Genomic DNA, 18,212 nt, shown 5'->3' with positions numbered 1-18,212 from the left:
ATGCCGCCTTGCTCCAAGCGCCGGCTTGTAGGACAGGCAAGACGGTGAAGTGCAAACGCCCGCGCTACCGCTTCGCTACTTGAGCGCGGCAGCAATCACCCTATCTTCTCCCTCATGTCGCTCAATCTGACCAAGATCGCTTTTGGCGCGAAGGATTTCGCCGATATCGAGCAATGGTATGCCGGGCGCAGCAGCTTCAAGGTCAATACGCGCTACCGTCCGACTCGCTGGGAAGAGACGATTGGCGGCTCGCTGTTCTGGATTCACGAGCACAATATCGTCGCCCGTTCGCAAATTCTTGAATACGAACAGCAGGATAATGGCCGTTGGTGGATTGTGATAGAACCACGCCTTGTTCGCGTCCTGCCGCAACCAAAGCGCGCACATCAGGGCTGGCGCTATCTCAAGGGCAAGCCTCCACGCGATCTGGATGAAGGCGAGGAAATCGGCGATCTGATCCCCGGCAAACTCGCTGGCAAGCTATCCCGTCTGGGATTGATTTAGCGCCCGTTGAGGAACAGATTGCGAAGGGTGGCGGCTGCAAAGCCCTGTTTTCAAATCCGCTTTTTCAGGAACATGATCTTACTTCGATCCGTTGGCAGGGAAAGGAGAAAGAATAATGCCAGAACGCAAAAACCTTCATCCTGACAATGATTTGATCGACGCATTGCAGGACGGTGCAACCCCGTCGCAACAGAGCCGCGCAGGCGGAGAAGTTGCGAAGTCGGTGGGAACGAGGGGCGAACTTAATCGCGCGACCGATCCCGACAATCGTGAACCCGTTACCGGGAGTGACAACCCCGCCCAGGACGCAAAGAAAGGGTCCAAGACCCGCGAAGCTATTCAGAAGGAACGCAAGGATAGTTAATCCGCGCGCGAACTGACTGACAGATCTAACCTTCCGGTTGGGCCGCGTTTTTTTCCAGCGATTTGTTGCAGCGCGTTGGCAAAAGCCTGCCTCTCGCTCACCCATCGTCCGGCGGCGGAATCAACAATGTTCCAGCCACCATGCTAACAGCGTATAGGCAATGGCCTGATGCGGCGGCGGGACGAAGCTTTCCGCTTCACGCCCGCGCTCCAGCGATTCTGCCACCTGTGCGCGGGTGAACCATCGCGCATCGTCCAATTCGGTTTTATCGATGGTGAGGACGCGACTGGTTGCAAAGCCGTGACAGCCGATCATCAATTGCGACGGGAATGGCCATGGCTGGCTGGCCACATAGCTCACATCGCGCACTTCCACGCCCGCTTCTTCCAGCGTTTCGCGCGAGACAGCTTCTTCAAGGCTTTCACCCGGCTCGATAAATCCGGCAAGCGCGGAATAGCTGCGCGGCGGAAAGCGGGTATTGCGACCGAGAAGAAGATCGCCATCATGTTCCACCAGCATAATTGCCACCGGATCGGTGCGGGGGAAATGCGGAGCGCCGCAACCCCCTGAAACCTTGTCACAATCGCGTTCCCATCCGCCCTTGGCAATTCTGGTTGATTTGCCGCAATTGGGGCAGAAGCGATGGCGTGCGTGCCAATCCACCAGGCTGCGCGCCCCTGCATATATCGCCAGATCCCGTTCTTCCAGGGACATGATCAGCGCGCGCGCCTCTGCCTGATCTAGTGCATGGCGTGCATCGCCATGCGCACCGACTCGGGCAAAAATCGGTGCGCCGTCCTTAAGTCCGATAAACACCAGTTCCGCATCATCGGGAACCGTGTCGAGGTTGGTAAAGGTCAGCGCATTGCCGTCAACGACAGGCAGTACACCATCAAGCGCTAGCAGGCGCGCATCAGCGCGAGCACGCATTTCGGCAAGCTTTGCGGGATTGGCCCGTGTGTGATCGTCACGATCCAGCCCGTGTCCAGTAAGGGCAACGCGCGGCGTAGGCCGCCCTCCCCGCGCCATCAGGACGCCAGCATCCGCATGGCATCCTCTGCCACAACCTGCGGAAAACGCCCCTGTATATCATAATTTTCAGCGGGCATATATTGCGTCATCAGCGTCTGGCGCAGGCCATAGGTCGTGTTGACGAGGCCAACGGTGCCTGCTGCGCCAAACCAGCCGAACAGCCCTGCCGCATCGCCCCTGCCCACCAGTCCGGCAGCGCCAAAGCCAAAGCTGCGCTCTCCATTGCTGAAGCCGCCATTGGGGGCGAGTGTTTCGGGGAACAGGTCAGACGTGCCCAGCTGCACTGCCGCCTCGCTCATCACACGGTGTCCGCCAATCTCGCCGCGACCGGCAATCATTTGCAGGAAGCGATCATAATCGCGCGCGGTGGAAACCAGCCCTGCCCCGCCAAACGGAAAAGCGGGTTCATCTAGGAATACGGAGCTGTTGGGCAGGTCGATCGGCACTGGCATTCCGCCAAGCAGGAAATAATTTGCCGTCAGCCTTCCAGCATCTTCGCGCGCCACGCGAAAACCGGTGGACGTCATGCCGCAGGGGGTAAGAATTCTATCCTGCATATATTGGTCGAATGGCTGGCCGCTGACCACTTCGATCACCCGTCCGAGAAGATCGGTCGCCACCGAATAGCTCCACCTTGTGCCCGGCTGATAGACCAGCGGCATTTCGGCAAGGCCATCGGCAAAATCGGCGAGGCTATCGGTTGTTTCTCCACCGAAGAAGGATTTCACCAATTCCATATTGCTAACCGCGCCCGGCAGCAGGCCGCGGCGGGTATAGGCATCGCTCAGCGGTCCGTTCTGGGAAACGGACGCATAGCCCAGTCCTGCGGTGTGGGTAAGCAAATGGCGGATGGTGATAGGCCTTGCGGCAGGCTCCAGATTGTCTGCCGTGATCGGTCCATCGTAAACCTTTTGCACGCGCATATTGCGGAACGCAGGCAGGATTTCATGCAATGGCTGATCAAGACCGATAAGCCCGTCATCGATGCATATCATGGTTGCCATGCCGGTGACAGGCTTGGTCATGGAATATATGCGATACAGCGTATCCGGCCCCACCGATCCCGAATTGCCGAACATGCGGGCGCCAGCAGAAATAAATGCAGGTTCCGCCTCTGCAAAACCCAGTGCTGCAACCATGCCCGATACCTTGCGCTGATCGACATAGGATCGGATAAAGCGCGCCACGCCGGGCCATTGCGCTGCCGGATCGCCCTTCGCAAAGGCAAGTGACGAAAACGGCAGGCTGCCAAGCGCGGCACCGCCACCCAGCACGCTTGCACCGCGAAGTGCATCACGGCGGGAAACGGTGGAGTTCAGGATAGTGCTGGTCATGAAACAGGCTTTCTATGCAAAATCGGGCGCAATCTAGCAGCGGGAAGGCTCGCTGCAAGGTTGCAGAATGCCACTGTGTTATCTATCTATAACGCATGCTGAACATTGTCTCGATCCTCATCGGCCTGCTTTCGTTGGTCATCGTCATTCCAGCCCAGATACCGCTGCTTGGCTGGGCCAACTGGATTGCTCTGCCCTTCGTGGTTGTCGGCATTATCATTGGTCAATTGTCGAGCACCAATGGCGGGCGCAATTTCTGCCTTGTGGTGTTTGCGATTGCCGTAATTCGCCTGATGCTGGGAGGCGGATTGATTTAGCGCCGCACTCACTCCCTGTTGGCGAGCACCAATTGTGCAGCCTTGGCAAACAGCGTAGGAAGGCCGGCCTCTTCCAGCCTTTCCAACGGCCACCACTCGCCCGTGTCTTCAGGCATTGCAGGATCGCCAGCATGGATCGCAACGCCCAGCTCCAGCTCAAAATGGGTGAACACGTGTCGCACCACGCCAGCGCCCTGCCAGCCGCCCGATAGCGGCGCTTCTCCGTCCCCATCTCCGCGCGCCGTCCAGCCATCATCGGGCAATGCGCGCATGCCTCCAAGCAGACCCTTGCCGGGGCGCTTCACCAGCCACACCGCTTTGTCCCGTTCAATCCAGAAAGCGGTGCCTGCACGGCGCGGCTTCGGCTTTTTCTTCGTCTTGACTGGCAGAAGCTGCGGATTACCCCTGGCATAGCCTGCACAGCTTTCACGCAGCGGGCACAGCAGGCATTTGGCGTCGCGTGCCGTGCACAGCGTTGCCCCCAGATCCATCATCGCCTGCGCAAAATCGCCGGGCCGCGCTTCGGGCGTGATAGCGTCTGCATGTTCGCGAATGGTCTTGCGCGCGCCCGGCAACGGTTCCTCCACCGCGAAAAGCCGTGCCGCCACCCGCTCTACATTGGCATCCACCACCACGGCGCGCTGGCCGAAGGCAATCGCAGCCACCGCCGCTGCGGTATAATCGCCAAGGCCCGGCAGTCTTCGCAATGCTACCTCATCATCGGGAAAGCCGCCCATTTCCGTGACTTTGGCTGCGCATTTCACCAGATTGCGGGCGCGGCTGTAATAGCCCAGTCCGGCCCAGGCGGCCATCACCTCTTCCTCCGGCGCGGCGGCCAGTGCCTCCACCGTGGGCCATCGTTCTATGAATTTGGCGAAATAGGGCTTCACCGCAGCTACGGTGGTCTGTTGCAGCATCACTTCTGAAAGCCATACGCGATATGGGTCTGGCAGCGCACCACCCGGCACTGCGCGCCACGGCAGAGCGCGCGCATGGCCGTCATACCAGTCAAGAAGCAGTGTGGAGATGGTGGCGGACACGCCGCGCCTATGGCATGGGAGCATTATTCATGGAACGTCAGGATGAACCAAAATCGGGGAAGAGCCCCGCCAGGCGCCCGCGCAAGACGGCCAAGCCTTATGAGCGGCCACGCGGCGGGCCTGCGCGGCCCGTGGCGGACCTTGTTCCGCAGATCGGGCGCGCGGCGTTCCGCCGGTTTGGTTTTGTGCAAAGCACCGTGGTTACCCGCTGGCCTGAAATTGTCGGCCCCATCCATGCCAAGGTCTGCTCTCCCGAAAGCATCCGTTTCCCACCGGGCGAGAAAAGCGACGGCATTCTGCAACTGGTTGTGCTGCCTGCCCATGCCACACTGATCCAGCATGTGATCCCCGAAATATTGGAGCGTGTGAACCGCTTTTTCGGTTATAAGGCGGTCGCCAGGGTGAAGATGCGGCAAGGTGCGGTTAAGCCGCCACCTGCTGGAGATAAACGTAGCGCGCCACCTTCGCTCAAGCCAATTCCCATGGACCTTGGCGAAGGCTTGCGTGATATTGGCGATCCTGAACTGCGCGCTGTATTGGAATCTCTCGCCCGTTCTGTGGCGAATAAGGAGGATGACGAGAAATGAAGGGCCTGGTTTTCGCAAGCCTGTTGATGGCAGCACCAATGGCGGCATTCAGCACCGCCCCGGCTGCTGCACAGAACTGGAATCTTGAAGTTGAAGAGACCGCTACCGGCTACCGTGTCGGCGATCCTGAAGCGCCGCTGCAATTGATCGAATTTGTCAGTTACACCTGCTCGCATTGCGCTGATTTCGAAAGGGATGCAGAAGCGGAACTGCGCTATTTCTACGTCCATGAAGGCCATGCTGCATTGGAAGTGCGCCCCTTTATTCGCAATCCTATCGACGTGGCTGCAACGCTGGCGGCACAATGCGGCGACGATGCCAAGTTTTTCGGCAATCACAGCGCCATCTTGCATGCGCAGGACAATTGGCTGCCGATCGCGCAGGAAATATCTGCCGCCCAGCAGGCCCGCTGGAATTCAGGCGCCGTATCCTCACGCATGCGGGCGATTGCCAGCGATCTGGACTTTTACGAACTGATGGAACGGCGCGGCTATTCCATGTCGCAGCTTGATGTCTGCCTTTCGGATGAGACACGCGCCCGCGCCATCACCGACGCCTCAGCCGCCAATATCGCTGAATTCAATGTGCCCGGCACACCCAGTTTTGCGCTTAATGGCACCTTGCTTGATGGAGTTCACAGCTGGCCCGCTCTTCAGCAGGCGTTGTCGGCAGCACGCTCCGCGCCCGTTTCGAGCGCGGAATAAGGGGAAAAGCCTGTGCAAAAGCGCCGATTCACGAACCCCGGCGCTTTCCCCATACCGCGCCATGCGTCTAGCTTGGCTTTGTTTTTAGGGGTTCGTCACCTGACAGGACAGTATTTGACATGACCACACCGCGCCGCCTCCTCCTTGCTTCTCTTACCGCGCCTCTCGCACTCGCGCTTTCCGCTTGCAGCGATAGCAGCGAAGGCGGTGAAATCGCGGAGGGTGAGGCAATCGCGCCCATCGCTGCACCAGATGGACAGGAATGGACCGACATCGTTACTGTCAGCGAATATGATGGTTATGTGCTCGGCAACCCCGACGCACCGATCAAGGTCATCGAATATGGCTCGCTCACCTGCGGTGCCTGTGCAGTTTTCGCCCAGAACGGGGCAGAGCCGCTGAAAGAAGATTATGTCAGCACGGGCGTGGTTTCCTTCGAACTGCGCAATCAGGTGCACAATGTCTTCGACATGACACTGGCCCGCCTGACCCGTTGCAGCGCCCCTGAAAGCTTCCATGCACTGTCCGATCAGGTCTGGGCCAATTTCGACACGATCATGGCGGGCGCGCAAGAAGGCGGACAGGCATTGCAGGCTGCGGGTGAACCGCCTGAAGGCCAATTGTATATTGCCATTGCCGAAGCTGCCGGTTTCTTCGAATTTTTCGCCGCACGCGGGATCAGCCGCGATCAGGGTGCTGCCTGTCTTGCTGACACCGCATCGATTCAGGCCATCGGTGAACGTTCTGACGAACAGAGTGAGGAATTGGGCGTGACCGGAACGCCAACCTTCTTCATCAACGGATCGAAGTTGGACGGCATTTCCTGGGACGTCCTCGAACCCGCCTTGCAACGCGCCGGCGCGCGGACCGAGTAGGGGCGGGGGCAAAGCATGGAGTTCCGCAAGCTCAGGCTAAGCGGCTTCAAAAGCTTCGTCGAGCCATCTGAATTACGCATAGAACCCGGGCTAACAGGTGTTGTCGGCCCCAATGGCTGCGGCAAATCCAACTTGCTTGAAGCGATCCGCTGGGTGATGGCTGAAAGCTCGCCCAAGAGCATGCGATCAGGTGGCATGGAAGACGTGATTTTCGCGGGCACTTCCACCCGCCCGCCACGCGATTTCGCAGAGGTCGTGCTGCACGCCAAGGATGATGACGGCGAAGATCTTGACGTGACCCGCCGGATAGAGCGCGGCGCGGGCAGCGCCTATCGCCTGAACGGCCGAGATGTCCGGGCCAAGGACATTTCGCTCATCTTCGCTGATGCCGCCACGGGCGCGCATTCGCCAGCCCTCGTCAGCCAGGGCAAGATCGCACAGGTCATTGCCGCCAAGTCGACAGAGCGACGGATGATGCTGGAAGAAGCGGCGGGAATTGCGGGTCTTCATGTGCGCCGCCGCGATGCCGAATCAAAATTACGCAGCACCGAAAAGAACCTTGAACGGCTCGAAGACCTCATGGCCGGCCTTGATTCGCAGATTTCCTCGCTCCGGCGACAGGCCAAGCAGGCCGAACGATATAAAAAACTGTCGGACGACATCCGCATTGCCGAGGCGCGTCTGCTGTTTGCCCGCTGGCGCGATGCCGCGCAGGCCGCCGAAGCCGCCAGAGCAGAGGCGCAAGGTGCTGATACAAAGGTGGCGGGTGCGCAGGAGGCAGCAAAAGCCGCGCAAAAGGCTCAAGCCGCGCTGGCGATCAGCCTGGCTGAATTGCGCGATGAGCTTGCCGACAGACGTGATGATGCCAGCGCCCATGGCCACCGCATGGCGACGCTCGCCAGCCAGCTGGAAGCCGCCGAACAGCGATTGCGCGACCTTGATCGGCAGAAGGACCGGCTGGAAGAAGACCGCTTCGAAGCTGACCGGATGACGCAAGACGCGGCCAAGGCGCTGAAAGACCTTGAAGCGGCACTGTCGCAGGGCGAGGCCGCACTGGAGAATGACGAAGCGCACCGTCCTGATCTGGTGCGCCGGGTAGAAGATACTGAACGCGCAGGACGCACTGCCGAACTTGCGCTTGCCAATGCAACTGCCACCCATGCCGGGGTGGAAGCCGACTGGCGCGTGGCGCAATCCGAAATTGCTCAGGCAGAGGCGAGGCTTGATCGGCTGGCAGGGGAAGCGCGCCGGATTACAGAGGCGCAAGCTGCGCTGGGCAGCGCAGGCGACGCAGCAGAGGAAGTGGCGAAGGCGCAGAGGGCCGTAGCCGCGTCGCAAGCCCGCCTCGCCGCCCTGCGTGAAGAACTTGAGGCCGAGCGTGCCCGCAAGGATACGCTTGCCTCCGCGCGGGATGAAGCGGCCGCCGCATTCTCCGCTGCCAAGGCCGAACTCTTCGGGGTAGAGCGCGAATATCAGGCCCTCTCTCGCGACAAGGAAGCGCGGCAGCGTCAGAAGTCAAGTCGCCATGGCCTGCCCGCCGCACTGGATCGCGTCGCGGTTGAAAGCGGCTATGAACGCGCGCTTGCCGCCGTATTGGGGCGCGACGCAAAATCGCCGCTGGGTGCCCCAGAAGGCGCTGCAGAAGGACGCTTCTGGACCGGATCGACATCGCCTGCTCCGGTGGCAGACAGCCTTGCTGCGCATGTCCGCGATTGCCCGCAGGAACTCGCCGCGCGGCTGGCGCTGGTGCATGTTGTCCAGGATGATGACGGGCGTGAACTGGCTCCGGGTGAATGGCTGGTAACTCGCGATGGTTTCCTGCGCCGCTGGGATGGATTTGTTGCACGGGGCGAAGGCGCGGCTGAGGCTGCTCGACTGGAATCAGACAATCGCCTGAAGGATCTGGAAAAGCGCCTGCCTGAATTGCGCGACGCATCGGCCCGCGCCGAAAAAGCGCAAGACGCGGCGCAGAAGACACTAAGCGCACTCCAACGCGATCTCGTGGCGCAAGAACGGGCGCTTGGTGAAGCAGCAGAGCAGGAGCGGAGTGCGCTGCGCGCGCTCGATCAGGCAGAGGCGTTGCAGGAACGCCTGGCCGCCCGCCGGGAAGAATTTGAAACCGCGTTGGCAGATCATGTTTCGCAATGTGAGCAGGTGCAGGGTGAACTCGATTCGGCAAAGGCGCGGCTGAACGAATTGCCCGATCCCGAAACCGGACGTGCCACGCTGGAGGCGGCACGCGCAAAGAATGAGGCGGCGCGTGAAAGCTTGCAGGCCGCCAATGCTGCACTCGCTTCGCATGATCAAACGCTTGCGGTGATGCGCGAAAGGGTCGCCACCCAGCGCGCCGATATGAAGGGGTGGCAGGCGCGCGCCGGCGATGCGGCATCACGGCTGGCAGGCATGGCTGCGCGGTCTGAGGAAATTGCCGAGGAACGCGCCATTATTGGTGCCAAGCCCGAAGGCCTGATGCGCGAGATCGAAGGCGGCGAAGCTGTGCGTGATCGCCTGACCGAAGAGTTGGCCAAGGCCGAAAGCGCCGTTGCCGCGGCCGGTGACAAAGCGCGCGAGGCGGATCAAGCCCTCGCCGATCTGAACGAGGCTTTGGCCACCGCCCGCGAAGCACGCGCCACGCTGGCGACCCGCGCCGAAAACGAGGAGCAACGCCGCGAGGAAATGGCGCGCATTTCGGGTGAACGATTCCAGTGCCCGCCCGCCCTACTGCCATCGCGGTTCGCATTCGAAGAGGAAGGCGTGCGCAACGCCGGTCTTGAAAGCGATGAGATGGACAGGCTTGTGGCCAGTCGTGAACGGATCGGCCCGGTCAATCTTGTTGCCGGAGAGGAACTCGAACGGGTCGAGAATGAACACGGCAATAGCGCTGCAGAACAGGCCGACCTGGCAGAGGCGGTTCACCGATTGCGCGGCAGCATTGGCAATCTCAACCGTGAGGGGCGCGAGCGCCTGCGCGCGGCTTTTGAAGAAGTGGACGGCCATTTCCGCCGCCTGTTCATGCGGCTCTTCGAAGGCGGGCAGGCCCATCTCGCGCTGATCGATTCGGATGATCCGCTTGAGGCCGGGCTGGAGATTTACGCGCAGCCACCGGGCAAGCGTTTGCAAAGCCTCAGCCTGCTTTCGGGTGGCGAACAGGCATTAACCGCTACAGCACTTATCTTTGCCCTCTTCCTAACCAATCCGGCACCAATCTGCGTACTTGATGAAGTGGACGCACCGCTGGACGATGCCAATATCGAACGATTCTGCGACCTGCTTGATTCAATGGTGCTGGAAACCAACACCCGCTACCTTATCGTCACGCATAATGCCGTCACCATGAGCCGGATGCACCGCCTGTTCGGCGTGACAATGGTGGAGAAGGGTATCTCACGGCTGGTCAGCGTGGATCTTGGCGAAGCCGAGGCGCTGGCAGCGGAATAATTCCGCGCGGGCCCATGGTTCAGCTTTCCGCTCTAATCCAGCACCGCCCTTGGCCCCGACCCCTTCAGACCCAGCTTGTCATCCTTATTGTATAGCTGGCACTTGGTCAGGCTGAGGCAGCCGCAGCCGATACACTGGTCAAGCTGGTTGCGCGTGCGATTGAGCAGGGTGATGCGCTCATCAATCGCCACGCGCATTTGCCGGCTGATCTTGCGCCAGTCTTCCAGCGTAGGATTGCGGCCTTCGGGCAGGTCGGCAAGCTGCGCTTCGATCTCTGCCAGATTGAGCCCCAGTTTCTGGGCGATCAAGATGAAGCTGACCCGGCGAATATCACTGCGCAGAAAACGCCGTTGGTTGCCGCTGGTGCGCAGCGATTGGAGCAGGCCCTTTTCTTCGTAAAACCGTATCGCTGAAACGGCGACTCCGGTGCGTTTGGATAAATGCCCGATGGTGATGAAGCGATGTTCCGTCATACCTTACCGATCCCGGCGCTTTTGCACCGATAGTCCCTGAATTATCTACCGCCCTGTCCACCGGCCATCCACCGATTATCCCCAATCACTTGACCTCAACTTAGCTTGAGGTTGCACAAGAGGCAAGAAGCGATTCGGGTCAACGCCATGCGGTCGACCGACAATCGCTTGATTACAGTGGTTTGATGAAAGGATTTATGACCATGACGAACGCAGCGCATAATGACGCGGCAACAGCCCATCTTGAACACGTCAATCTGACTGTCAGCGACATTGATCGTTCAGCCCGTTTGCTGAAAGACCTTGCCGGCTGGCACGAGCGGTGGCGTGGAATCCATCCGCAGGGCGGCGAGACTTTGCACATCGGGACCGATGCGGAATATCTGTCACTCTATACTGACGGCACCGACAAGTCCGGCCAGGAAAAGGGCCGCCCGATGAATCATGTGGGATTGCAGGTAAACGATCTGGATGCGGCAGAGCGCGTGGTGGAGCAGCACGGCCTCTCCCCCTTCAGCCACGGCACCTATGAACCGGGACCACGCAGTTTCTATTTTTTCGACTGGGACGGCATCGAATTTGAAGTGGTCAGCTATGATTGACGTTGCGCTGCGCCAATGCGGCACTGGGCGCGATCAGAAGCTCTCTTCATAGATGCGCGAAATGTCACCGTTCCACTCACCGTGGAACTTTTCGAGCAAATCCTGCGCCGGCACCTTTCCGCTATCGACAATCTGCCGCAGCGGATTGAGGAAACCGGTTTCATTATCGCCCATGCTGTTGAGCCGTCCACGTGCGGCAAGGCCTGCATGGGCGATATCGAGCACATCCTGGGCGAGATCGCGCAGGATGCCGCCACCGGGAATGGCGGCATCGAGCGCCTGTGCAGGAACGGCATTGCGCAATGTCTCACGCTCTTCCATCGACCAGTCTTTCACCAAATCCCAGGCGGCATCGAGCGCGCCCTGATCATACAACAGGCCAACCCACAGGGCTGGAAGCGCGCAAATGCGGTTCCACGGGCCACCATCGGCGCCGCGCATTTCGAGAAAGCTTTTCAGCCGCACTTCGGGAAATGCGGTGGAGAGGTGATCCCACCAATCGCTTTGCAAAGGCAATTCGCCGGGCAGTGCAGGAAGTTCACCGTTCAGAAAGTCGCGAAAGCTTTGTCCGGCAGCATCGATATACACGCCATCGCGAAAGACGAAATACATCGGCACGTCGAGCATGTAATCGACATAGCTTTCATATCCGAAACCATCATCGAACACGAAGGGCAGCATGCCTGTGCGATGCGGATCGGTATCGGACCAGATATGGCTGCGATAGGAGAGGAGGCCATTGGGCTTGCCTTCGGTAAATGGCGAATTTGCAAAAAGCGCCGTTGCGAGCGGCTGAAGCGCGAGGCCGGTGCGGAATTTTTTCGCCATATCCGCCTCTGAGCTATAATCCAGATTAACCTGAATGGTACATGTGCGCAACATCATGTCCAGGCCGAGATTGCCCACGGTTGGCATGTGTCGTTTCATGATGGAATAACGCTGTTTGGGCATGATGGGCAGGTCTTCCCGGGTCTTGTCGGGCCACATGCCCAGGCCAAGGAAGCCGACATCCAAATCCTCACCCACGGATTTTACCTGTGTCAGATGTCGGCCGGTTTCGGCACAAGTCTGGTGCAGAGTTTCAACCGCTGCGCCCGAAAGTTCGAGCTGCCCCGCAGGTTCAAGGCTGATGGTCCCATCGCTGCCAGACATGGCGATAACATTGACCGTCCCGTCCGGCCCGGCCTCTTCCACAGGCTTCCAGCCGAACTGGCGCATAGCCATCAATATGTCACGAATGCCGCCGTCTTCAGCATAGGAAGGGGCACGATGATCGTCAGTCTTATAGACCAGCTTCTCATGCTCTGTGCCGATGCGCCATTGGCCTATTGGCTTCTCGCCGCGTTGCATCGGGGCGACCAGTTGATCACGGCTTTCGATGCGCGGCTCTTCTAAAGCGGAGGTCTCGCGCGTGCTCATTGCTCTTTCCTCATGTCCTGCCCCTTAGCTTATCGGTTGCGTATCGCCACCCAAATTAATGCCTATTCAGCCGCGCCAGTCCCCTGCAGCACCCATCCACAGCGCGATGGCAGCGATGGCAGCGGTTTCGGCGCGCAATATTCGCGGACCGAGCGATATGGGTTTCGCATTGGGATGTTCGCGGATCAATGCGCGTTCAGTATCGTCGAAACCCCCTTCCGGCCCGATCAAGATCGCCGCTGGTGGCGCCTTAGCGGCAAAAGCGCGAGCGGCAGGTTCCCCGCCCAGTTCATCAGCGAAGAACAGCGTCCGATCATCGGGCATGCTGCGCAGATAAGCATCCAGCTTCACAGGTGCATCAACCGGCGGCAGCGCGGTGCGCGCACATTGTTCGGCAGCTTCGGTAACGATGGTGCGTGCGCGATCGGCATTGAGTTTGTCAGCCACGCAGCGCCGTGTGATAAGCGGGCTGATCCGCGCAACGCCAAGTTCGGTCGCCTTTTCGAGAACCATGTCGAAACGGTCTTTCTTGATGAGCGCCGGGCACAGCCACAGATCGGGCACCTCTTCACGGCCACGCAGATGCTCCGTCACGTCAAGGTGTATCGCGCGCTTTCCTGTTTGAGAAACGCAGGCCGCCCATTCGCCTGTCAGATTGTCGCACAGGATGACGACATCGCCCTGCCCCATGCGCATGACCCGCCCCAGATAATGCGCCTGCGGCCCTTCTATCACTACTTGGGCCTCCAGCCCGAGGTGCTGATCCACGAACAGTCGCGGTGCGCTGCGTGGTGGCCATTCGGGTGTGCGAGGGAGCGGCTGCTTTGGCATGGCTAGGCACTAGAGCGATGCGCGGCTAACAGGCAAGCCATGTCCGCCCCGATCACCCCCGATGATACGTTCACGCCCGATACGCAGCACCGCAGCCTTGCAGAGCGCCTGCCGCAGCCCTTGCGCGATTATGCGCTGCTGGCGCGGTTTGACAGGCCGATTGGCTGGTGGCTGCTGTTCTGGCCATGCGCCTGGGGCGTATGGCTGACAGGTGCGGGCACTCAGTGGGAATTGCTGGCGTGGTTCCTGCTCGGCGCTGTCGCCATGCGGTCAGCGGGATGCGTCTACAATGATATTGTCGACCGCGATCTGGACAAAAGCGTGGCGCGCACCGCCAATCGCCCCATCGCCAGTGGCAGGGTCAGCTTGCGCGCAGCCTGGGCTTGGCTGGTGGTCCTGTGTCTCATTGGGCTGGTGGTACTGTTGCAATTGCGGGTAGAGGCGCAATTGGTGGCGCTTGGCAGTCTGGTGCTGGTGGCCGCCTATCCCTTCATGAAACGCCTAACCTGGTGGCCGCAGGCCTGGCTTGGGCTAGTGTTTACATGGGGCGCGCTGGTGGGCTGGACCGCGCTGCGATCAGACAATCTGGCGGTGATGTTCGCGCTTTATATCGGTGCCTTCTTCTGGTGCATCGGATATGACACGATCTATGCCCTCCAGGACCGCGAGGATGATGCACTTGTCGGCATCAAATCCTCCGCGCTGCGGCTGGGGCGTCATGTAAAGGTTGGCGTGGCGCTGTTCTATGCATTGGCGGCGGGTTCGTGGTTGCTGGCATTCTGGTTGCTGCGGGCAGACTGGCTGGCCCTTGTCGCGCTTGGCCCGGCTGTGCTGCATCTTGCATGGCAGGTCATCACTCTGGAAGCATCAGACCCGAACAATCCTCTCGCCCGCTTCCGATCCAACCGCTTTGCCGGCGCATTGATGGCTGCAGCCTGTTTTATCGTGGGGAATGCAGGGGCCTGAAATCAGACCCTATTCTGCGGGCTGCTGCACCATGCCAGCATCCTTGCGAGGGTTCATCCAGCGCATAAGGCGGGCAAGGCGCGCGGTGATTATACCATTGTCCTGCATCCACGCGTAATAGGCGCGATATTTAGGATCTTCTGCCAGCAGATGCGCCTCTTCTGTGCGGGCACGCCAGTAATAAATGCCGCTGACGACGCCGAGAAAGGCGGTGTTGCGGATCATGTCCACCATGCTTCCGCTCGTCACGAGAAAGGGGAGGACAGAGCACCACCAGAAGAGGTTTTTCGATAGATAGGCCGGATGGCGTGTGTAACGATATGGCCCGTTGGTCAGCACGCCGCGATAGGTAAGGTTTGAAAAGCGGATGCCGAAAGCCACCGTCGCCCAAGCATAACATGCGGTAAGAAACACCAGCCAGCCAGCCCAAACCCACAACAGCGCGGGGTAATCTGCGAACCAGTATGACCAGCCCGCCGTATTGACTTCATATTGCAGGATATTCCCAAGCACACCCCATGCGAGTGGTGGGTAGCAGAAGAATGCAGCGATCCATCCGGCAAGATAGGGGTTACCGCTGCGGATGTGCGCATCGAGCGGGCGCATAGTCAGCAGATAGCCAACAGTGCCCACCTGCACATCAATCACGAACAGCAATTCGAACAGAAGCGTACCCAGACGCACAGGATCGCTGGCAATGTCAGACAGGCTGGAATCGACCACGGCGGCGAATCCGCCAGGTAGAATGGAAATCATGAAGGCGGAGAAGAACCCTTTGATGATCCAGCTGCGCCAGTGCTTCTTGACCTGTTCGGCGTCAAACGCCTCGCGCCCGATCAGCATCGCGCCAAAATGCCACGCATGATCGCGCGGGTTGACCATCACCCGATCAATCCACAGCACATATGGCACTGATACCAGCACCAACGGAATGATCGCGGCACCCATCACCTGCATTGCGAAAAGATAGGTCCCGTCCCAATACCAGCGGCCCAGACAATAAAGCCCGCCGATGATGAACCATGTGGCCCACAGGCCAGCCAGCTTGGTAATGGAAATATCCGCAGTTTCAGCCAGTGCACGGCGGCGTGACCATTCTATGCCAGTCGATGGATTGCGATGAACCCGATCAACCAGCACGGACCACGCCGCCATCGCCCCGCCTGTCAGCACCATTGCGAAAAGCGCCGAATGCGGACCGGAAAGCCTTCCGCGATTGTTTTCCCAACCCAGCGCCGCACTGATATCGGGCCAACTGCGCGCAATCAGGATGTAGGCGATCAGGGTGATCAGCCCGACCAACCCCACCCAGGGGGAAACGTCGCTTGCCGGAGGCTGCGACTGGCTTTGCTTGCGTGCCTTCATGCCCCTGCGCTTAGCGCAGAGGGGTTAAAACCGGGGTAACGCCGATTGCGGCCTTAGGAGCGCAATATCGGTACGCTAGTGACGAAATTTAGCGCCAGGCAGTGATACGGCCATTGTCGTCAAGGATGAAAAGCGTGTTGTTGGCCACGACCGGCGGCAATGATACGCCATCGTCCAGCCGCGTGAAATCGGCCACGGTGCCGTCCATCACGTCAACCGATTTCACCTCTCCACGAGAGCTGGCGATCCACAATCGGCCACTGGCCAGCACGGGCCCGGTCCAGAACACCGGCCCTTCACGCTTTTCGGGTTTGCGCCATTGTTCCAGCTGCGTCATCCAGCGGATACGGCCAGTGTTACGCTGAATGGCAAGGATGCGTGAATCGTCGGTCAGGGTGAAAACCCATTCGCCCACTACCGTGGGGGTGGAAATGCCCGCCAGCGTCAATTCCCATATCCGTTGTCCGGTAAGCAGTTCGTAGGCGGCCATGCGGCCACCCTGCCCCAGTGCATAAACGCGGCCCTGATCGATGATCGGATCGGCATCGACATCAGTCAGCGTGCCAACCTGTGTGGAGATGGAAGTGCGTGCCAGCGCATCGGACCACAATTCGCGGCCATTTTCGTAACGATAGGCCACTAATTCGCCAGAGGAGAAGCCGGCGAGCACCGTGCCCTGCCCTGCTGCGGGAGCCGCGACACCAAAGACGCCCTGCTGCCCGGTCGCGGCGGCTTTTTGCCACACGATCTCGCCATCAGTCGTGGACAGCGCAAAAATCTGATTGTCCTGCGTCATCACGAATACGGAATTGAAGGCAACGGTCGGTGCACCGCGCAGCGGCCCGCCGGGTTTCACGCGCCAGATCTCTGCGCCTGTTGCCGCATCAAGCGCCACCACGTCGCCAACGCCATTGGTGGCGTAAACGCGATCACTATCATAGCTGGCACCGCCACCGAATGTCGCATCTTCCAGATCGCCGGACACCTGAATGCGATGCCGCCAGCGTGACGTGCCATTTGTCGCGTCGAAGGCATGGACCACGGCAGCTGTATCGACGACATAGACCATGCCGTTCGCTACCACCGGCGATGCTGCAAGGCGCCGGGTTTTGGTGGTGCCTGCGATATTGGCAGACCATGCGCGCGTGGGCGTGTTGGACAGTGTCAGATGGCCTGCAACCTTAGCCGCATTGCCGCCCGCCTGTGGCCAGGTTTCATTGGTTGTCGCAGTGGGGACCACTACGGCGACGCTGGCCAGATCCGGATCGGCCACAATCTCTGTCGCGATGCGCGAGAGGATGGGCTGACGGTCTCCGACGGTCGGCGTTTCCTTTTCGTCATCGCCCCCGCCACCAATGCCAAGGGTTTCGCATCCGGTCAGGGCAAGGGCACCTGCCAGCGCGATGGCCGGCATAACGAAACGCGGCGATGTACGGCTGAAAATCATGGTCATTTGAGTTTAGTTCGCCTCTATTCCACCAGTTCGACTTGTGAATCATCGGGCATGTCCTGTCCGGTGATTTCGGCCAGCGCGGCGTCGACATCCTCTATGGCGTCGAAACCGAGCAGCCCGGCAAGCTGGCGCGTGCGGCCCCTGATAGTTTGGGGCACGTCATCATTCTTGGAAATGGCCACCAGCAGCGGACCGGCCTGGTCCTGCTTGCCTTGTGCCAGATAGGCATGCGCGACGAGTTCGCCTGCGCTGCCGTAATATGCATTGCCCGGCTGGGCCATCGGACCAAGCCGATCGATCACGGCCTGCGGGTCAACATCGTCATACTGGGTGGTGACAGAACGGATCGCCGCGATATCGCGCATGTTGGAAGGCAATTCTGCATCATTTGCCACCTCGTCGAACAAGGCGACAGCCTCGGCCGGGCGATCTTGCTGTATCGCTATTCCAGCGCGCAGCATTGCAGCCGCAGCGGCAGCACCTTTAGATCCATCCGCGAGCAGCGCGAGTTCGCCATCGGCAACATCGACATTGCCTGCGTCCAGTTCATCCATCGCCTGCACCAATGCCTCGGAATCGGCCTCCAGCGCGCCTTCAGAACGATCCTGCCAGAACAGGTAACCGCCAAATGCAGCCAGCGCCACAACCAGCAATATGCCCAGCGGCAAGCCGTAGGACTTGGCAAAATTCCCGACTTCGTCCTGCCGGACAGCCTCGTCCACCTCGCGCATGAGCATGTCCTGCTCTGGATCGCGGCGGGCAGCCTTGTCAGTTGCGGGCTGGTCTATCGGAGTAGGAGGTTTGGCCAATGTGCGCTTCTTGCTAATGGGTTTCGATCAAATAGGTTGCGCTGTTAGGCGGTAAGCCATCGCATTTCAATCGAAGAGGCAGTCCTGTCCCCGCTGCGG

General features: G+C 59.9%; 18 protein-coding genes. 9 read left to right on the top strand and 9 right to left on the bottom strand.

Annotated elements, in window-relative coordinates; genetic code table 11:
• The first annotated feature begins 114 nt into the window (after positions 1-114).
• Together CP97_RS06760 and CP97_RS06755 are read left to right on the top strand one after the other, a co-directional pair.
• Positions 115-504 (top strand): DUF1489 family protein, encoded by a 390-nt coding sequence (locus CP97_RS06760; protein ID WP_048885315.1) that lies wholly within the window; start codon positions 115-117, stop codon positions 502-504.
• 115 nt (positions 505-619) lie between these two features.
• Positions 620-868, top strand: coding sequence for a hypothetical protein (locus CP97_RS06755; protein ID WP_048885314.1), 249 nt, complete (start codon positions 620-622; stop codon positions 866-868).
• A 120-nt stretch (positions 869-988) separates the two neighbouring features.
• Here CP97_RS06755 and nudC read toward each other — a convergent pair whose 3' ends face one another.
• Entirely contained in the window at positions 989-1,897 is a 909-nt protein-coding gene (gene nudC / locus CP97_RS06750; RefSeq protein WP_048885313.1) for an NAD(+) diphosphatase, read from the bottom strand.
• Positions 1,897-3,234 (bottom strand): serine hydrolase domain-containing protein, encoded by a 1,338-nt coding sequence (locus CP97_RS06745; protein ID WP_048885312.1) that lies wholly within the window; start codon positions 3,232-3,234, stop codon positions 1,897-1,899. The genes nudC and CP97_RS06745 overlap by 1 nt, the downstream gene beginning before the upstream one ends.
• Before the next feature lie 95 nt (positions 3,235-3,329).
• On the opposite strand from CP97_RS06745, the gene CP97_RS06740 reads away from it, so the two are divergent.
• Positions 3,330-3,551 carry a hypothetical protein gene (locus tag CP97_RS06740; RefSeq protein WP_048885311.1) on the top strand — a complete coding sequence of 74 codons (222 nt, stop codon included), beginning with the start codon at positions 3,330-3,332 and terminating at the stop codon, positions 3,549-3,551.
• An 8-nt stretch (positions 3,552-3,559) separates the two neighbouring features.
• Here CP97_RS06740 and mutY read toward each other — a convergent pair whose 3' ends face one another.
• Positions 3,560-4,615, bottom strand: coding sequence for an A/G-specific adenine glycosylase (gene mutY / locus CP97_RS06735; protein ID WP_048885310.1), 1,056 nt, complete (start codon positions 4,613-4,615; stop codon positions 3,560-3,562).
• Positions 4,616-4,620: 5 nt separating this feature from the next.
• Here mutY and CP97_RS06730 point away from each other — a divergent pair, with 5 nt between their 5' ends.
• The 4 genes from CP97_RS06730 to smc all read left to right on the top strand — a co-directional run bounded on the left by CP97_RS06730 (position 4,621) and on the right by smc (position 10,195).
• On the top strand, positions 4,621-5,178 hold the full coding sequence (locus CP97_RS06730) for a DUF721 domain-containing protein (RefSeq protein ID WP_048886803.1): 558 nt from the start codon (positions 4,621-4,623) through the stop codon (positions 5,176-5,178).
• Positions 5,175-5,882 (top strand): DsbA family protein, encoded by a 708-nt coding sequence (locus tag CP97_RS06725; protein ID WP_048885309.1) that lies wholly within the window; start codon positions 5,175-5,177, stop codon positions 5,880-5,882. The genes CP97_RS06730 and CP97_RS06725 overlap by 4 nt, the downstream gene beginning before the upstream one ends.
• A 119-nt stretch (positions 5,883-6,001) precedes the next feature.
• Positions 6,002-6,757 (top strand): thioredoxin domain-containing protein, encoded by a 756-nt coding sequence (locus tag CP97_RS06720; RefSeq protein WP_048885308.1) that lies wholly within the window; start codon positions 6,002-6,004, stop codon positions 6,755-6,757.
• A gap of 15 nt (positions 6,758-6,772) precedes the next feature.
• Positions 6,773-10,195 (top strand): chromosome segregation protein SMC, encoded by a 3,423-nt coding sequence (gene smc / locus CP97_RS06715; protein ID WP_048885307.1) that lies wholly within the window; start codon positions 6,773-6,775, stop codon positions 10,193-10,195.
• Between the two features lie 32 nt (positions 10,196-10,227).
• Here smc and soxR read toward each other — a convergent pair whose 3' ends face one another.
• Positions 10,228-10,668: a redox-sensitive transcriptional activator SoxR gene (gene soxR / locus CP97_RS06710; protein WP_048885306.1), complete on the bottom strand. Its 441-nt coding sequence runs from the start codon at positions 10,666-10,668 to the stop codon at positions 10,228-10,230.
• A gap of 197 nt (positions 10,669-10,865) precedes the next feature.
• On the opposite strand from soxR, the gene CP97_RS06705 reads away from it, so the two are divergent.
• Positions 10,866-11,270, top strand: a complete 405-nt coding sequence (locus tag CP97_RS06705) for a VOC family protein (RefSeq protein WP_227819707.1) — start codon at positions 10,866-10,868, stop codon at positions 11,268-11,270.
• A 33-nt stretch (positions 11,271-11,303) separates the two neighbouring features.
• On the opposite strand, the gene CP97_RS06700 is transcribed toward CP97_RS06705, so the two are convergent.
• Together CP97_RS06700 and CP97_RS06695 are read right to left on the bottom strand one after the other, a co-directional pair.
• Complete coding sequence (locus tag CP97_RS06700; RefSeq protein ID WP_048885305.1) at positions 11,304-12,689, bottom strand: glutamate--cysteine ligase; 1,386 nt, start codon at positions 12,687-12,689, stop codon at positions 11,304-11,306.
• A gap of 66 nt (positions 12,690-12,755) precedes the next feature.
• On the bottom strand, positions 12,756-13,520 hold the full coding sequence (locus CP97_RS06695) for a 16S rRNA (uracil(1498)-N(3))-methyltransferase (protein WP_048885304.1): 765 nt from the start codon (positions 13,518-13,520) through the stop codon (positions 12,756-12,758).
• A 39-nt stretch (positions 13,521-13,559) separates the two neighbouring features.
• Between CP97_RS06695 and ubiA the strand changes: the two genes are divergently transcribed.
• Complete coding sequence (gene ubiA / locus CP97_RS06690; protein WP_048885303.1) at positions 13,560-14,486, top strand: 4-hydroxybenzoate octaprenyltransferase; 927 nt, start codon at positions 13,560-13,562, stop codon at positions 14,484-14,486.
• Positions 14,487-14,495: 9 nt separating this feature from the next.
• On the opposite strand, the gene CP97_RS06685 is transcribed toward ubiA, so the two are convergent.
• The 3 genes from CP97_RS06685 to CP97_RS06675 form a co-directional block, all read right to left on the bottom strand.
• Positions 14,496-15,851: a methyltransferase family protein gene (locus tag CP97_RS06685; protein ID WP_048885302.1), complete on the bottom strand. Its 1,356-nt coding sequence runs from the start codon at positions 15,849-15,851 to the stop codon at positions 14,496-14,498.
• Between the two features lie 88 nt (positions 15,852-15,939).
• Positions 15,940-17,304, bottom strand: coding sequence for an outer membrane protein assembly factor BamB family protein (locus CP97_RS06680; RefSeq protein WP_082863755.1), 1,365 nt, complete (start codon positions 17,302-17,304; stop codon positions 15,940-15,942).
• A gap of 17 nt (positions 17,305-17,321) precedes the next feature.
• The gene (locus CP97_RS06675; protein ID WP_048885300.1) at positions 17,322-18,113 is read right to left on the bottom strand and encodes a tetratricopeptide repeat protein; all 792 of its coding nucleotides are present in this window, start codon (positions 18,111-18,113) and stop codon (positions 17,322-17,324) included.
• Between the last annotated feature and the right edge of the window lie 99 nt (positions 18,114-18,212).

The sequence above is a fragment of the Aurantiacibacter atlanticus genome, from assembly GCF_001077815.2.
Lineage (GTDB): Bacteria > Pseudomonadota > Alphaproteobacteria > Sphingomonadales > Sphingomonadaceae > Alteraurantiacibacter > Alteraurantiacibacter atlanticus.
The sequence above is the reverse complement of the archived record's forward strand: the minus strand, read 5'-3'. Positions and strand labels throughout refer to the sequence as shown.

What these genes read in the sequence shown, in the direction of transcription:
- CP97_RS06760 (WP_048885315.1), top strand. Translation starts at nt 115, where the DNA reads ATGTCGCTCAATCTGACCAAGATCGCTTTTGGCGCGAAGGATTTCGCC.
- CP97_RS06755 (WP_048885314.1), top strand. Translation starts at nt 620, where the DNA reads ATGCCAGAACGCAAAAACCTTCATCCTGACAATGATTTGATCGACGCA.
- nudC (WP_048885313.1), bottom strand. Translation starts at nt 1,897, where the DNA reads ATGGCGCGGGGAGGGCGGCCTACGCCGCGCGTTGCCCTTACTGGACAC.
- CP97_RS06745 (WP_048885312.1), bottom strand. Translation starts at nt 3,234, where the DNA reads ATGACCAGCACTATCCTGAACTCCACCGTTTCCCGCCGTGATGCACTT.
- CP97_RS06740 (WP_048885311.1), top strand. Translation starts at nt 3,330, where the DNA reads ATGCTGAACATTGTCTCGATCCTCATCGGCCTGCTTTCGTTGGTCATC.
- mutY (WP_048885310.1), bottom strand. Translation starts at nt 4,615, where the DNA reads ATGCTCCCATGCCATAGGCGCGGCGTGTCCGCCACCATCTCCACACTG.
- CP97_RS06730 (WP_048886803.1), top strand. Translation starts at nt 4,621, where the DNA reads ATGGAACGTCAGGATGAACCAAAATCGGGGAAGAGCCCCGCCAGGCGC.
- CP97_RS06725 (WP_048885309.1), top strand. Translation starts at nt 5,175, where the DNA reads ATGAAGGGCCTGGTTTTCGCAAGCCTGTTGATGGCAGCACCAATGGCG.
- CP97_RS06720 (WP_048885308.1), top strand. Translation starts at nt 6,002, where the DNA reads ATGACCACACCGCGCCGCCTCCTCCTTGCTTCTCTTACCGCGCCTCTC.
- smc (WP_048885307.1), top strand. Translation starts at nt 6,773, where the DNA reads ATGGAGTTCCGCAAGCTCAGGCTAAGCGGCTTCAAAAGCTTCGTCGAG.
- soxR (WP_048885306.1), bottom strand. Translation starts at nt 10,668, where the DNA reads ATGACGGAACATCGCTTCATCACCATCGGGCATTTATCCAAACGCACC.
- CP97_RS06705 (WP_227819707.1), top strand. Translation starts at nt 10,866, where the DNA reads ATGACCATGACGAACGCAGCGCATAATGACGCGGCAACAGCCCATCTT.
- CP97_RS06700 (WP_048885305.1), bottom strand. Translation starts at nt 12,689, where the DNA reads ATGAGCACGCGCGAGACCTCCGCTTTAGAAGAGCCGCGCATCGAAAGC.
- CP97_RS06695 (WP_048885304.1), bottom strand. Translation starts at nt 13,520, where the DNA reads ATGCCAAAGCAGCCGCTCCCTCGCACACCCGAATGGCCACCACGCAGC.
- ubiA (WP_048885303.1), top strand. Translation starts at nt 13,560, where the DNA reads ATGTCCGCCCCGATCACCCCCGATGATACGTTCACGCCCGATACGCAG.
- CP97_RS06685 (WP_048885302.1), bottom strand. Translation starts at nt 15,851, where the DNA reads ATGAAGGCACGCAAGCAAAGCCAGTCGCAGCCTCCGGCAAGCGACGTT.
- CP97_RS06680 (WP_082863755.1), bottom strand. Translation starts at nt 17,304, where the DNA reads ATGACCATGATTTTCAGCCGTACATCGCCGCGTTTCGTTATGCCGGCC.